Below are 1261 nucleotides of genomic sequence, written 5' to 3'. Positions count from 1 at the left end.
CAGACGACGATACGTCCGCCCATCAAACAAACTGCCCAATACTGGCCACCACCGCATTGCGCACCGACCCGCTCACCACGAAGTCATGCGCGGCCTGGATGTCGTTGTGGAACCAGCGGTCGCCGTCCAGGCAGGCCGGGATCTGGCGACGGATCTCGTCGTAGGCCGCCTGCGTGCCCTGCCCCAGCTTGAAGTCCTTCAGCAGCTCCTCGGTCATCGTCAAGGCCTGCGCCGCCAGCAGCATTTCCACGCCGACGATGTATTGCGTGTTCTGCACCACCGTCATCGCCTTGCGCGCGCACCAGGTCGAGTTCGAGATGTGATCCTCGCTGTTGCCCTTGGACGGGATGCTGTCCACGCTGCCCGGCGTGCACAGCGTGCGGTTTTCCATCACCAGCGAACTGAGCGAACATTGCACCACCGGATAGCCCGTGTTCACGCCGCGGATGCCGCTCATCAGGTTGCGCGGCAAACCCCACGACAGCGTCGGGTCGATCAGGCGCGCCACCCGGCGCTCGCAGATGCTGCCCAGGTCGGTGATCGCCATGGCCAGCAGGTCCATCGCCTGCGCCAGGTACTGGCCGTGGAAGTTGCCGCCGGAGATGATCTCGAAGCCTTCGCCGTCGTCCTTGCTGAAGATCAGCGGGTTATCGGTGGCGGAGTTGGTTTCCTTCTCGATGATGGTGTCGATGTAGTCCAGCGCGTCGAACACCGGGCCATACACTTGCGGCGAGCAGCGCAGCGAGTACACGTCCTGGATGCGCGAGGTATAAGGGATGTCGGTGCGGCGCAGCTCGTCCGGCAGCTGCACGGCGCGCGCTTCATGGGTGGTGCGGGTCGAGCCTTTCAACAAGGTACGCACTACCTGCGCGGTCTTGATCTGGCCGGCGTGCGGACGCGCCTGCTGGATGCGCGGATCGAAGGCCGCCATCTCGGCGCGCATCGCTTCCAGCGTCAGGCCCAGCGACAGGCAGGCGTCGCTCAGCAGGTGACGGGCGTCGTGCGCGGCCAGGATCGCCACCGCCAGCGAGGCGGTGCAGCCGTTGATCAGGGCTGAGGCGTCCTTGGCCTTGAGGTCGAACTTGACCGGGCCGATGTCGGCCTGGGTGATGGCTTGCGGCGCGCTCATGCGCTGGCCCTTGTACATCACTTCGGCCTCGTCGAAGCCGGCGATCGCCGCCGCCAGATACGACAGCGGCGCCAGGTCGCCGGAGGCGCCGACCGAGCCCTTCTGCGGCATGATCGGGTGGATGCCGGCGTT

At 66.0% G+C, this 1261-nt stretch carries 1 protein-coding gene; it reads right to left on the bottom strand.

Going from position 1 to position 1261, the window contains the following annotated elements:
- Positions 1 to 22: 22 nt before the first annotated feature.
- The coding region (locus CEJ42_RS24315; RefSeq protein ID WP_088752818.1) for an HAL/PAL/TAL family ammonia-lyase at positions 23 to 1261 on the bottom strand (1239 nt) is incomplete at its 5' end.

The sequence above is a fragment of the Herbaspirillum robiniae genome, from assembly GCF_002213415.1.
Classification (GTDB): domain Bacteria; phylum Pseudomonadota; class Gammaproteobacteria; order Burkholderiales; family Burkholderiaceae_D; genus Herbaspirillum; species Herbaspirillum robiniae.
Note: the sequence above shows the minus strand (reverse complement) of the source record. Positions and strands in the feature narration are given on the sequence as shown.